The sequence below is a fragment of the Neoroseomonas eburnea genome, from assembly GCF_018129005.1.
In the GTDB taxonomy this organism is placed as follows: Bacteria; Pseudomonadota; Alphaproteobacteria; order Acetobacterales; family Acetobacteraceae; genus Neoroseomonas; species Neoroseomonas eburnea.
On sequence record NZ_JAAEDL010000038.1, the window covers coordinates 22,983 to 35,789 of the forward strand.

The 12,807-nt window shown below is 68.2% G+C and carries 13 protein-coding genes and 1 pseudogene; 8 read left to right on the top strand and 6 right to left on the bottom strand.

The genetic code is table 11. The features are described from left to right. The first annotated feature begins 11 nt into the window (after positions 1–11). Complete coding sequence (locus GXW74_RS24680; protein WP_211849255.1) at positions 12–857, top strand: TauD/TfdA dioxygenase family protein; 846 nt, start codon at positions 12–14, stop codon at positions 855–857. A gap of 261 nt (positions 858–1,118) precedes the next feature. Here the strand turns inward: GXW74_RS24680 and GXW74_RS24685 are convergent, their stop codons facing one another. From GXW74_RS24685 to epmA, 3 genes are all read right to left on the bottom strand, one after another. Further along, entirely contained in the window at positions 1,119–1,427 is a 309-nt protein-coding gene (locus GXW74_RS24685) for a c-type cytochrome (RefSeq protein WP_211849256.1), read from the bottom strand. A gap of 2 nt (positions 1,428–1,429) precedes the next feature. Beyond that, positions 1,430–2,053, bottom strand: coding sequence for a hypothetical protein (locus GXW74_RS24690; RefSeq protein WP_211849257.1), 624 nt, complete (start codon positions 2,051–2,053; stop codon positions 1,430–1,432). A gap of 160 nt (positions 2,054–2,213) precedes the next feature. Next, positions 2,214–3,272: an EF-P lysine aminoacylase EpmA gene (gene epmA, locus GXW74_RS24695; protein ID WP_246524074.1), complete on the bottom strand. Its 1,059-nt coding sequence runs from the start codon at positions 3,270–3,272 to the stop codon at positions 2,214–2,216. On the opposite strand from epmA, the gene GXW74_RS24700 reads away from it, so the two are divergent. After that, a complete protein-coding gene (locus GXW74_RS24700) occupies positions 3,271–4,257 on the top strand; it encodes a lysine-2,3-aminomutase-like protein (protein WP_211849258.1) in 987 nt (328 codons plus the stop codon). The genes epmA and GXW74_RS24700 overlap by 2 nt on opposite strands. Here GXW74_RS24700 and GXW74_RS24705 read toward each other — a convergent pair. The 3 genes from GXW74_RS24705 to GXW74_RS24715 form a co-directional block, all read right to left on the bottom strand. Beyond that, complete coding sequence (locus GXW74_RS24705) at positions 4,254–5,207, bottom strand: DMT family transporter (protein WP_272877351.1); 954 nt, start codon at positions 5,205–5,207, stop codon at positions 4,254–4,256. The genes GXW74_RS24700 and GXW74_RS24705 overlap by 4 nt on opposite strands. Before the next feature lie 131 nt (positions 5,208–5,338). Next, the gene (locus tag GXW74_RS24710; protein WP_211849260.1) at positions 5,339–5,905 is read right to left on the bottom strand and encodes a transposase; all 567 of its coding nucleotides are present in this window, start codon (positions 5,903–5,905) and stop codon (positions 5,339–5,341) included. A 134-nt stretch (positions 5,906–6,039) separates the two neighbouring features. Further along, positions 6,040–7,665: an ATP-binding protein gene (locus tag GXW74_RS24715; protein WP_211849261.1), complete on the bottom strand. Its 1,626-nt coding sequence runs from the start codon at positions 7,663–7,665 to the stop codon at positions 6,040–6,042. A gap of 219 nt (positions 7,666–7,884) precedes the next feature. Here GXW74_RS24715 and efp point away from each other — a divergent pair, with 219 nt between their 5' ends. The 6 genes and pseudogenes from efp to GXW74_RS24745 all read left to right on the top strand — a co-directional run. Further along, complete coding sequence (gene efp, locus GXW74_RS24720; protein ID WP_211849262.1) at positions 7,885–8,451, top strand: elongation factor P; 567 nt, start codon at positions 7,885–7,887, stop codon at positions 8,449–8,451. Between the two features lie 120 nt (positions 8,452–8,571). Next, a complete protein-coding gene (locus GXW74_RS24725; RefSeq protein WP_211849263.1) occupies positions 8,572–8,883 on the top strand; it encodes a hypothetical protein in 312 nt (103 codons plus the stop codon). 207 nt (positions 8,884–9,090) lie between these two features. Continuing rightward, positions 9,091–9,903 (top strand): inositol monophosphatase family protein, encoded by an 813-nt coding sequence (locus GXW74_RS24730; RefSeq protein ID WP_246524075.1) that lies wholly within the window; start codon positions 9,091–9,093, stop codon positions 9,901–9,903. Then, complete coding sequence (locus tag GXW74_RS24735) at positions 9,900–10,424, top strand: OmpA family protein (protein ID WP_211849265.1); 525 nt, start codon at positions 9,900–9,902, stop codon at positions 10,422–10,424. Before GXW74_RS24730 ends, GXW74_RS24735 begins: the two co-directional genes overlap by 4 nt. Beyond that, on the top strand, positions 10,421–11,557 hold the full coding sequence (locus GXW74_RS24740) for a flagellar motor protein MotA (protein ID WP_211849266.1): 1,137 nt from the start codon (positions 10,421–10,423) through the stop codon (positions 11,555–11,557). The genes GXW74_RS24735 and GXW74_RS24740 overlap by 4 nt, the downstream gene beginning before the upstream one ends. Before the next feature lie 290 nt (positions 11,558–11,847). Continuing rightward, positions 11,848–12,807 (top strand): annotated as a pseudogene (locus tag GXW74_RS24745) (peptidoglycan -binding protein); the annotation flags it as partial.

Consider the following 12,807-nt stretch of genomic DNA (forward strand, 5'->3'; position numbering starts at 1 on the left):
CGGAGGAAACGATGTCCATCACCGCGCAGCGCCTCACCGTCACACGCGCCTCGGGATCCTGCGGGGCGGAGGTCTCGGGCCTCGAATTCGATGGTCCGCTCGACGAGGCGACCATCGCCGAATTGCGCACCATCTGGCTCGACCACGGCGTGCTCTTCCTGCGCGACGCCAAGCTGCCGCCGCGGGATTTCCTCGACTTCGCCGGCCGCTTCGGTACGCCGGTGGAATACCCCTTCGTGCGCGGGCTGGAAGGCTTCCCGCAGATCACGCCGGTCATCAAGGAACCGCACGAACGCATCAATTTCGGCGGCGTCTGGCATTCCGACACCGCCTATCTGGAACGCCCGCCCATGGCGACGATGCTGATCGCGCGGGAAGTGCCGCCGGCTGGCGGCGACACCCTCTTCGCCGATGCCCGTGCCGCCTATGACGCGCTTTCCCCCGGGCTGCGCGCGACGCTCGACGGGCTGCGCGCGATCAATTCCTCGAAGAAGGCCGACGCATCCAAGACCCGGGAGGACCGGCAGAAGGAACGCGGCGCCGTGACCAGTGCCGAGGTGCTGGAAGCCAGCCACCCGGTGGTGCGCACGCATCCGGAAACCGGGCGGAAGTCGCTCTTCGTCAACCTCGGCCACACCTCCCGCTTCGACGGCTGGACCGAGGAGGAATCGAAGCCGCTGCTCGACTTCCTCTTCGCCCACATCACCCGGCCGGAGTTCACCTGCCGCTTCCGCTGGGCGCCGGGTTCCGTCGCCTTCTGGGACAACCGCGCGGTCCAGCACTACCCGGTCAACGACTATCACGGTCACCGGCGGGAGATGCATCGCATCACGCTGCTCGGCGACGTGCCGGCCTGATCCCGACAGCCGCCTGCGGCGGCCGTCGGAGTCTTTGCGTTGCCTCAGGCGCCGGCGCACGCATCCGCGTGCCTGGCTTGCGCGCCATGCACTGGCGCGCCGGGAGCGGCTGATCGCCTGGGCGCGGTCGCGCTTCGCGCTCCCGGCCCGATGCGGAGCATCGGGCCGAAGGGCGCAAGGATGGAACTGCCGGGCAGGTTCGGACGAAAGCCGGGCCGGCCGCACGAAGGTAGGTCCTTCGAGCGGCGGGCGGCGCACCCCCTACCGTTCCAGGCTGCGGAGGTAGGCGATCAGGGCGTTCACCTCCTCCGGGCTGAAGGCCTGCTCCGGCATGTCCGGATGGCCGGTGACGATCCCCTCCGCCAGGGATTCCGCGAGTTGATCGACCGGGTAGCGGTTGTGCAGGTCGCGGAAGGGGGGCGCGCCGGCACGCGGGCTGGCGCCAGTGCGGCCGATGGCGTGGCAGGCAGCGCAGCGTTCCTGCGCCAGCCGTTGCCCCCGCGCAGCCTCGTCCGCCTGGCCCGGCGCGCAGGCGGCAAGTACCAGGACCAGCGCAAGGGCGGCGCGCATGCTCAACCTCCGCAGGTCGTCAGCGAGACAGTGGCGAAGCCGCGGATCTCGCTGCTGACATTGAGCGTCATCTCGGCATTGCCGAGCACCACCGGATGCCGCTGCGGCAATCCGGTCAGCGTCACCGGGTCGGCGCCGGCGACCGTCACCACCACGCTCGCCGCGCGGGCCAGGTCGTCGGTCTGGTTCGGCGCGCTCACCAAGACGCGCACCAGCCCGTCGAGAAGCTCGAAGCCGCCATTCTCCGGCACCCGTGGGCCATAGGAGACGGCGAAGCGCCGGGACTGGCCGCGCCCTTCGCAGCGGCGGACCGGCGCGGCGTCGCGCAGCACCTGTTCCACCCGAGCGCGCGGCAGGCCAGAGGCGATCCGCTGCTGGGCCAGCGAGAACAGCGCCGCGGCATCGCCGGTGGGCACGTCGCGCTCATATCGCCGCTGCAACGCCACATTGGCTTCCCGCGCCTGGCGCAGTTCGCTCTCCAGCCGGGCATTGCGCATCTGGTAGTCGCGCGCCTCGGTCGCGACCTCGTCCAGCCGGCGCTCGAGCGCGCTGACCTCCGAGCGCGCGAGTTCCAGCCCGCTGCGGTACGCGGCGATGCCAAGGCCGAGGAAGATTCCCAGCGCCACCAGCCACTTCGCGACCCGCAGCAGAAACTGCCCACGCCGTCGCCGCCTTTCGCGGCTGAATCTCGATCCGATCGCCATTCGTCCCGCACTTGTCCCGCGCGGGGGCTTATAGACGCGACCGGGGGACGCGACGCAACCCGCCCCGCCGCATGCCGGACCCTCACAGCGGCAGCCACAGCACGTCCTCGATCGACCGTGCCCCGGCGGCCAGCATCGCCAGCCGGTCGAAGCCGAGCGCGATCCCGGCCGTCGGCGGCAGGCCGTGCTCCAGGGCGGCGCAGAAATCCTCGTCCACCTCCCAGCCATGCTCGCCGGTGAGGCGGCGGCGCTCCTCGTTCGCCTCGCGGAAGCGTTCCCGCTGCTCGGCGGCGTCGGTCAATTCGTCGAAGGCATTGGCGAGCTCGATCCCGGCGACGAACAATTCGAAGCGCAGCGCGGCCCGCGGATCGGCCGGGTCGCGGCGGGCGAGCGCCGCCTGCGGGGCGGGCCAATGGGTCAGGAAGGTCGCGCGGTCCCGGCCGATGGCGGGTTCCACCCGTTCCAGCAGCAGGCGGAAGAACAGGTCCTCCCACCCTTCCCCCTCCCTCGGCGGGAAGCCGGCGGCGGCGGCGGCGTTCCGCAGGCGGTCCGTGTCGCCTTCCGTCCCCAGCAGGTCCAACCCGTTGCAGTGGCGGGCGAAGGCCTCCTGCATCGTCAGCCGCTCGAACGGCAGCGTCAGGTCGGTGCGGAGGCCGCCATGCTCCACCGCCGGCGGGCAGACGGCGCGGATGAAGGTTTCGGTTTCCTCCATCAGCCCCTCGAAGGACAGGCCGGGGCGGTACCATTCCAGCATGGTGAATTCGGGGGCGTGGCGGGCGGACATCTCCCCGTTGCGCCACACCCGCGCCAGCTCGAAGACCGGCCCCGACCCGCCGGCCAGCAGCCGCTTGATCGCCAGCTCCGGCGAGGTCCGCAGCCACAGCGTCCGCCCCTCCCCCGCGCCGAGATGCGGCACGAAGCGGGTCTCGAAGGCGCGGATGTGGACCTCCGCCCCCGGGGCGGGGACCAGGCAGGGGGTCTCGACCTCCAGGTAGCCGCGACCGGTGAAGAAGCGGCGGGTGGCGGCGGTGAGCTCCGCCCGGCGGCGCAGGAAGGGCAGGCGCGCGGCGAGGCGCTCGGGCATCCAGGGGGGCGTGGGCATTGCGGCGGCGGCGGCGTTCCGGTACGGGGCCGCGACCATGCCGGACGGTGACATCACGCGCCAGGGACGCACCCTGCGGAGCGCACGCGCGCTGCGCGAGGCCGGGCTGATCGCGCCCGCGGCCGAGGCCGAGGCCGCACGGGTCGCCGAACGGTACTCGATCTCGGTCACGCCCCATGTCGCGGGGCTGATGGATGCGGCCGACCCCGCCGACCCGATCGCGCGGCAGTACATCCCCGACGCCGCCGAACTGACCACCGCCCCGCACGAGATCGAGGACCCCACCGCCGACGCCCCCTTCACCCCGGTGAAGGGCGTGGTGCACCGATACCCCGACCGGGCGCTGCTGAAGCCGCTGCTCGCCTGCCCGGTGTATTGCCGCTTCTGCTTCCGCCGCGAGGTCGTCGGGCCGGATGGCGGGCTGCTGAGCGAGGCCGAGCTCGACACCGCCCTTGCCTGGTTCGAGCGCACCCCGGCCATCCGCGAGGCGATCCTGACCGGGGGCGATCCGCTCATGTTGAGCGCCCGCAGGCTGGGGGCGATCCTGTCCCGGCTCGCCGCGGTGCCGCATGTCGAGACGCTGCGCATCCATACCCGCGTGCCGGTGGCCGAGCCCTCCCGCATCGACGCGGCGCTGGTCGCAGCCCTTCGGGTGGGCAAGCCGGTGTTTGTCGCGGTGCATGCGAACCATGCCCGGGAATTCGCGGCACCGGCGGTCGCGGCACTGGACAGGCTCGCCGAGGCCGGGGTGCCGCTGCTCGGGCAGTCCGTGCTGCTGCGCGGGGTGAACGACAGCGCCGACGCCCTGACCGACCTGTTCCGCGCCATGCTGCGGGCGCGGGTGAAGCCGTACTACCTGCACTCCCTGGACCCGGCGCCGGGAACGGCGCGCTTCGCGGTGCCGGAGGAGGAAGGACTCGCGCTGATGCGGTCCCTGCGCGGGCGGATCTCCGGCATCGCCCTGCCGGCCTTCGTGAAGGAGACGCCGGGCGGCGGCGGCAAGGTTCCGGTCGGCCCATCCTAGGCGCCCCCCGGCTTCTTGCGGCTCTGCGACCAGCCGATGAACAGGCCGGAGCCGATGATCACCGCCGCCCCCAGCCAGGTGTAGGCATCCGGCAACTCCCCGAAGAACAGGTTGCCGACCGCGACCGAGCCCATGAGCTGGAAATACTGGAAGGGCGAGATGATGTTCGCCGGCCCGTAGCCGAAGGCATAGGCGACGCAGTAATGCCCGAGCGCGCCCAGGATGCCGAGCGCGCAGAACAGCCCGATGTCGAACAGCGAAACCGGCGTGATCCAGACGAAGGGCATCACCAGCAGCATGCCGAAGGCACCGACCGTGCTGCTGTAGATCGCCGAGGTCTCGGGGCTTTCCACCCCCGCCACCAGGCGGGTGAGGATCTGATAGACGCCGTAGCTCGCCGCGCTGAGCACGACGAAGAGCGACGCCCAGTGGAACACCGACGTCCCCGGGCGGATCACCAGCACCACCCCGGCGAAGCCGCAGAGCAGGGCGATCACCCTCGCGCGCGTGGTGCGTTCGCCGAGCACCGGACCGGCCAGCAGCGCCACGATCAGCGGCGCCGTCAGGCTGATCGAGGCCGCCTTCGCCAGCGGGATGAAGGTGATGGCGAAGAAATGCGCGAGGTTCGACAGGAACAGCAGCGCCGATCGCGCGAGCTGCATGAGCGGCCGCCGCGTGCGCAGCACGCCGAGGCCATGGCGCGGCAGGAAGGCGACCAGCAGGAAGACGATGTGGCCGAAGGCCCTCGCCCAGGAAACCTGGAGCGAGGAGTAGTGCGCGCCCAGCAGCTTCGCACAGCCGCCCATGACGGCGAACAGCATGCCCGCGGTGCACATGAAGAGAATGCCGAGGAGAATCCTCTGCGGGGGGCTTTGGTATTGGGACACGCGGCGAGGGTCACCCAGGCAATTGGCCGGGCGAGGGTGCGATGCGGAAGGGATGCTGTCCATGTTGCAGCCGGGGGCGCCGCCCCCGGACCCCCGCCGGGGAGGGTGGCCCCTCCCCGGACCCCGGCGGGATTCGGACTGGATCGCGGGAGAGTGGGGTGCGGCGGGGTGGCTGAAGGGGGCGCGGGGGCGGTTCAGCGGAGCCTCCAGCGGCGGCGGTTGCCGCCGGCCTGGGCGATGAGCCTGCCAAGGGTGGCGAAGAGGCCTCGGGGTTGGGCGTGGACGCGATTCAGCGCGCGGCGGACGAGGGATTGGACGGTTTCGGACAAAACCGGATCGGGCAGGTAGCGCAGGTCGGCCGGCAGGGCCGGGCGCAGGGCGAGGCGCTTCGCCAGCAGGAGGCTGCCGAGGCCGACGATGCGGGAGATGCGGCGCCAGGCGCGGCAGATGCGCCAGGCGAGGGCGTTAAGAATATGGTCCTGCCTCGGGTCCCGGTTGGCGACGAGGCTGCGGAGGAGGTCCATGTGGCCGGACTTAGCCCAGCGGCGGAGCTGGCGGTGGGCGGTGTCGGCGCGGCCGTATTCGGCGGGCAGGTCCTTCCAGGGGCCGGAGGAACAGGCGACCCAGAAGATGGCGTTCAGCGTGCGGCGGCGGTCGGCGGGTGGGCGGCCTCGGCTGGGCGTGCTGTCGGAACCGGGGAGGTGGCGGGAGAGGAGGGTGAATTCGGCGTCGGTGAGGGGGTGGAAGGGGTGGGGGTGCATAACGAGTCGATAACAGAATATTTTCCTAAATTCAACCAACTTCTCACTGACACACCGAGACCTTGCCGCAAAGCCGCACTCTCACCGCAGAGCCTTGCAACCGGAAGCAGCCTCATCGCCCAATCTTCTCTCGGCTATTCGTGGCCCTGCGATCCGTCGCGTCTAGCTCGAATATCGGGGTTTGTCTTGTAAAACTCGGATAGATCAAGGATCGCTCGCCTATAGGAACGCGCATCATCATCAGGAACATCGAGCAAGGCTTGTGTCATTTGGTCATCTCTGAATAGCATCCCTGAAGGAAATTTATCTGTATTTATCATATCAACATAACATCCATAATCTATTTTATACACAACAAATCTTGCGCCTGGCAAATGCGCAGCAGACATATTTCTGTTCAGTATATGAAGCGCCCTTCGATCGAAGAGACGATCTATAACTTCATCCTCTGCGCCCACTGGAAGTAAGAATGCTCTTGTTCTTCGCTCCCCTATTACTTGATGCCTGATCCAATCGAGCATTCTCCTGTTTTCTGGATTCGCAGATATGGCATTATATTTATCAGATTGAAAAAACTGAAGCGCCGCTTGTCTCATTATCGGCATAGAGATCGGCGAAACTGCAGCTTTTTGAGCTGCCGCCGTCAAAATGTGCATCGCATCACGTGGAACTCCTTCGCTTGCTTTCACAAATTCGATAAATACATTCTCCTGCGTAAAGGCATAACCCGTGACAGAAGCGCCGTCGGGAACGCCAATATCTATGGAATTCTCCCGAGAGATTGCTCGCATGTGGCGATTGACAAGATTTCTGAAGAATTCAATGGATCTTTGCTCGTTACTATCGAATACAAGATAGTCATCTAGGTTTAGAGCGACAGAAATATCAGCGCCCAATTCCACTCCTATGTACCTTTCGTCATGAAAGTCGATCTTGAATTTTGATCTCTGCTCAATTGCCGCGATCTTAATTGAAAAATTTGGAATAGTGAAAAAAGATCTTCTAATTAGATCAGCCAAATATGGTTGAATGTCTGGCGGAACAGTGCTCCATTCATCGACAAGGAGCCAAATCCTTCTCGGAGCAACAAAATTCACAATTTTCCGCATATTCTGCATTATGAAATTGAAATCTATTGATGAGCGCTCCACGCCAGAATGTCTATTTTTTACTTCTTCGGAACTCTCTTCATTATTCGTCGAACTATAGCCAGCCGTAAATTCTGGCTTCTCTTTGATCGCCAGCCCAAGCGAACTGGACGCTCCGGTCTTGCGCGCTTCAGTGACGCGTGCCTCGACCTCGTAAGAACCATCAATCCTAATCTGCGAAATCGCATTCGTAAAATCATCTAGCAGGGGAGCTACATCTGCGAGGCTCCATCCACGACTAGCATCCGTAAATGTATCCAAAAACGCCCAGTGCATCGCAGAACAAACATCGATAAGAAGGCGGGTTGCCCTTTCGCTAATCGGAAGATCTTTATCATCATAAATCGATTGATTTGATCCTATATTTTGGCAATCAACGTATATCGCTATGTCACCGCTATTTTTTGCTTGACTTTCAAAATATTTAAGGGCATGCGTTTTGCCAACGCCTCGGCGCCCATAAATGATCTGATGAGATTTGTTTGCCAGTATATCTAAGAGCGGGCCAACTGAAACGAATGTCTCGATGATTTGTTTGTTGTCAAATCGTTCAGCGCGATCCTCAAACCGCATGAAGCAACGGTTCAGGTTCGCATTCACTGTCGCGCTCATTTCCCGCACCTCAGCAACCCCTGAGCGCAAAGCTTATGCACCAAAGCGTGCATTCGTATAGTCCATCCGAACTGCGTGCCCTGTCAGGGTTTGGCGGGGGTGGGGGTAGGGCAGCGACTTACACCCGGCCTGTTGCCGCTGGGCGAACGACCGACTAGACCCCCCGGCTGAAGCTGCTTGCTGCTCGCGCAGTACCAAAACCTGAATCGGATTTCTCCAATGGCAAAGATGCAAGCCAACCAGATGCGTGCCGGCATGGTCATCGAGTTCGAAGGGGCTCGCTACACCATCCTCAAGCAGAACATCATGATCCCGGGGAAGGGCGCGGCGGTCATCCAGGTGGAGATGCGCAACGTCAAGACCGGCGCCAAGAAGGACCAGCGCTGGCGCACGGCCGACACGGTGGAACGCCTGACCACCGAGGACAAGGAGTTCACCTACTCCTACACCGATGGCGAGAACCTGGTGCTGATGGACCCGGAAAGCTTCGAGCAGACCATGGTCCCGCAGGACATCCTCGGCGACCGCCTGCCCTTCCTGCAGGAGAACATGACGGTCAACGTCAAGCTGATCGAAGGCGAGCCCGTCTCCATGGACCTGCCCGAGACGGTGGTGCTGGAAGTGGTCGAGGCCGATCCGGTGGTGAAGGGCCAGACCGCCTCCTCCTCCTACAAGCCGGCGGTCATGTCGAACGGCGTGAAGGTGATGGTGCCGCCCTTCATCACCGCCGGCGAGAAGATCGTCGTGAAGACCACGGACGGCACCTACTACGAACGCGCGAAGTGATGCGCGGGCGCCGGCCTGCCCGGCGCCCTGCGACGTTTCGCGCCCTGCCCCGCGCCGTTTTCGCCTAGTCTGCCCGCTGCCGGCGCGCCTGCCGCGCGCCGTGCAGGGAGGATGGCGTCGATGTGCCTGCGGCCGGTCGTGCTTTCCGTGCTTGGCCTCGCCGCCGGGATGGGCTTCGCCTTGCCCGCCCGGGCGCAGGTCTATTGCCAGTATATCGGCGTCCCTGCCGGCTGCGTGGCGCGCCCCGGCGTGGTGTTGCGCGCCGCGCCCGGCGTCGGCGCCCCTGGCGTCGGTGTCGCCTCCGGTGTCGGCGTCGGCGCCCCTGGCGTCGGTGTCGCCCCCGGCGTGGGCGTGGGCGCCCCCGGCCCCGGCGTCCGTCCCGGCACGCCGATGAACCGCGGCGGCCCCGTCGACCGCGCCGGCCGCCGCTAGTCGTCTCACGTCCTCGCGGGTCCGGGGGCGCGCACGCCCCGGCGGCTCGGGATCCCATCGCAGATGCGTCCGTCTGCGATGGGTGCCCGCTCCAGGGTGCGGCGCCCCCTGGCCTGAGCGCGCCCCATCCGCTAACCCTCCGCTCGCTCTTTCTCCCGTAAGGTCCGTCTGCTCATGCCCCCCGTGTCTCCGCGTCTTTCGCCTGCCATGCAGGTTGTCACTTCGGCCGTCCGCAAGGCGGGGCGTCGGCTGCTGCGGGATTTCGGGGAGGTCGAGCAGCTTCAGGTCAGCGTGAAGGGCCCGTCGGATTTCGTCTCCTCCGCCGACCTGCGGGCCGAGCAGACGCTGAAGGAGGAGCTGTCCAAGGCCCGTCCGAACTTCGGTTTCCTGATGGAGGAATCGGGCGAGTCCGGGAATGGCGACTGGGAATGGCGCTGGGTGGTCGATCCGCTGGACGGCACCACCAATTTCCTGCACGGGATTCCGCATTGGGCGATCTCGGTCGGCATCGAGAAGCGGATCGACGCCGAGAAGACCGAGATCATGGCCGGGGTGATCTACAACCCCGCCTCCGATGAACTGTTCTGGGCGGAGAAGGGCGTGGGCGCCTTCCTCAACGACCGGCGGCTGCGCGTCTCGGCGCGGCGGGAGATGCGGGATGCGGTCTTCGCCACCGGCATTCCCTTCGCCGGCGTGCCGCGCAAGGCGGAATTCTCCTCCATCCTGCACCGGATCATGCCGCAGGTGGCGGGCGTGCGGCGCTTCGGCGCGGCGGCGCTCGACCTCGCCTGGGTGGCGGCCGGCAGGTATGACGGGTTCTGGGAACTCGGGCTGAAGAAGTGGGACATCGCCGCGGGGCTGGTGATGGTGAAGGAAGCCGGCGGCTTCTGCACCGATCCGGAGGGCGGCGATCCCTATGCCGGCGGCAATGTCGTCGCCGGCAACCAGGCCCTGCAGCCGAAGCTGCGGGACGTGGTGGCCGAGGGCATCGCCGCCGTGAAGGCCCATCAGGCCGGATGATCCGGCGGGCTTTCCTCGTCGCGTTGCTGGTCCCTGCCGCGGCGCGGGCGCAGGATTCGCCGGCCGAGGTGTTGCCCGAGCCCGCGCCCGCGCCGCCGGCACCGGCGCGGCTGGCGCCGAATGGCGCGGCGGTGGTGCCGCAGCAGCCTGCCGCGGCCCCGCCACTGCCGCCGGGCATGGAGGCGCTGCCCGAAGGCGGGGTGCGATTCGCCCTGGCGGCGGATGCGCTCGATGCCGCGCAGCAGCGTGCGCTGGAGGGGCTGGGACGGGCGCTCGCGGCGTTGCCCTGGGGGCGCGTGACGGTGGAGGCGCAGGTGAGCGGGCCGGCGAATGACGTCTCGATGGCGCGGCGGGCCTCGCTGGCGCGGGCACAGGCGGTGAAGGCGGCGCTGGTCGCCGGCGGGCTGGATGCGACGCGGATCGACCTGCGGCCGCTCGGGCGGCTCGGCGCCGGCGCGGACCGGGTGGACGTGCTGCCCCCCGGCGTGGCAAGCCCGAATGCGGAGGCGCGGGGCCGATGACGCAGCCGATGGTCTTTCTCTGGCGGATGTTGGGGTTCCTCGCTTGCGTGGCGCTGGTGACCGCGGCGCTGTTCGACCAGTTGCAGCACGCCTTCGCCGCGAATCCGGTGCTGAATGCGGTGATCCTGGCGGTGCTGCTGTTCGGCATCGCCTGGAACCTGCGCCAGGTGCTGACGCTGCGGCATGAGGTGGCGTGGATCGAAGGCTTCCGGTCCGTGCGCGGGGCCGACGCGCCGGTACAGCCGCGGCTGCTGGCGCCGATGGCCTCGATGCTCGCCGCGCGGCGGAGCGAGCGGGTATCGCTCTCGGCCCTCGCGCTGCGCTCGGTGATGGACGGGATCCTGTCGCGGCTGGACGAGACGCGGGAACTGTCCCGCTACATGACCGGGCTGCTGATCTTCCTCGGGTTGCTCGGGACCTTCTGGGGGCTGCTGCTGACGATCGGGTCGGTGGCGGACGTGATCGGCAACATGTCGGTCGGGTCGGGCGACCTGAACCAGTTGTTCAACCAGTTGAAGGCCGGGCTGGCACGGCCGCTGGAGGGGATGGGGACGGCGTTCTCGACCTCGATGCTCGGCCTCGCCGGCGCGCTGGTGCTGGGGTTCATGGACCTGACGGCGGGGCAGGCGCAGAACCGCTTCACCAATGAGCTGGAGGAATGGCTGGCGGGGCTGACGCGGCTGTCCTCCGGGCCGCTGGGGCAGGATTCGGAAGGGTCGATCCCGGCCTATGTCTCCGCGCTGCTGGAGCAGACGGCGGAGAACATGGAGGGGCTGCAGGCGATCCTCTCGCGCGGGGAGGAAGGACGGGCGGAAACGTCGCGCGCCCTGATGACGCTGACCGAAAGGCTCACCGTCCTGACGGAGCAGATGCGCGCCAACAACGCGCTGATGCTGCGCGTCGCGGAGGGGCAGTCGCACCTCGCCCCGGCGCTGACACGGCTCGCCGAGGCGCAGGCGGCGCCGGCGATCGACGAGGCCACGCGCAGCCATATCCGCAACCTGGAGATCCACCTGGCGCGCCTGGCGGAGGACCTGTCCCAGGGACGCAGCCAGATGACCGCCGAACTGCGCAACGAGATCAAGATCCTGACGCGCACGATCGCGGCGATCGCCGAGGAACAGCCGCGGTGACCGGGCACGCGACGGGTGCCGGCGGCGGGGCGCCGCCCCCCTGGCCCCCCCGCCGGAGGCCGAAAGGCCTCTGGACACCGTCGTCAGGGCTGGCCGGCGGGATGGATCGGGGACGCACCGTTGCGTCGAGGGGCGTGCCGCAGCCGTCGTGCCGGCCAGCGATGGTCCGGGTTGCGAGGGGTTGTCTGCTGTCGGCGACCGGCGTCCAGGGCGGACCCGCCGCGGGATGCCGGGGCGGGTCCGGCAGGGCGGAGCCCCCCCGCGCGCCGATCGCCGCGGCCTGAACGCCCATGGCCGGTTCCTCCGACCGACGCCGTGGCCGGGGTGGCCTCGATGCCTGGCCCGGATACGTGGATGCGCTGTCCACGCTGCTCATGGTCATCATCTTCGTGCTGCTGGTCTTCGTGCTGGCGCAGGGGTTCCTGTCGGTCGCGCTGTCCACCCGCGACCGGGCGCTCGACCGGCTGAACCGCCAGGTGGCGGAACTCGCCGAGATGCTGGCGCTGGAACGCGGCCAGGCGGAGGAGCTGCGCACGAACCTCGCCCGCGCGGGGGAGGAACTGGCCGCCGCCGCCGCGGCGCGCGACGCGGCCATGCGCTCCCTCGGCCAGGCGCGGGAGGAACGCGAGCGCCTGACCGCCGAGCGCGACGCCGCACGGGCCGAACGGGAACGCCTGACCGCGCGCATCGCCGACCTGGGCCTCGCGGACCGCGCCTCGGCCGAGCGCGTCGCGACGCTCGAACGGCAATTGGGCGAGGCGCTGGCGCGGGCCGAGCGGGTCGGCGGCGATGCCGCGCGCACCGCGCGCGACCTGGCCGAGACGCGCCGCGGCCTGTCCGAAGCCGAGCAGCGCCGCGCCGCGCTGGAACGCCAGGCGGCGGCGACAGCCGCGCAGCTCTCCGCCTCGCGGCAGGAACTGGAGGCGCTGCGCGCCGAGGCGATGGAACTGGACCGCCAGGTGCGCGCCGACCGCGCGACGATCGAGGCACGGCTCGCCGACCTCGCGCGGCTGACCCAGCAGGTCCAGGCGCTGACGGCGCTGCGCGACGAGTTGGAGCGGCAGGCGCAGCTCGCCCTCTCCCGTGCCGAGAGCGAACAGCGCGCACGCCGCGCGGCCGAGCAGGCCGCGGCGCAGGCGGCAGCCGCCGCGGCGGAGGTGGAACGCCGGCGCGCCGCGATCGCGGCCTCCGAACAGGAGGCGATCGCGCGCGCGGAGGAGGCGGCGCGCGCACGCGCGGCCGCCGAGGCC